Source organism: Candidatus Nanopusillus massiliensis, from assembly GCF_920984865.1.
The window spans coordinates 236180-236419 of record NZ_OV100765.1 but is presented as its reverse complement, the minus strand read 5'-3'; positions in this window follow the sequence as shown (position 1 = coordinate 236419).

The following is a 240-nucleotide window of genomic DNA, read 5'->3' as shown; positions in this document are numbered from 1 at the left end:
TCAAGTATCTGGAACAGGAAATTCTATGGCACAAGCACAATATAATGCATATATACAAGCATATGATTTATATATAATATTAGAAAATGGACATACTACCTTCAAAATTTAATATTGTTCAAGAATCAGTAATTCCACCAATATTTGGATATTATATATTAAAATCTTNNGAATTAGTATTATTATTAATATTGATTGGCATATTTGCACTCTTATATTTAGCATATAGAAATTTAAAGG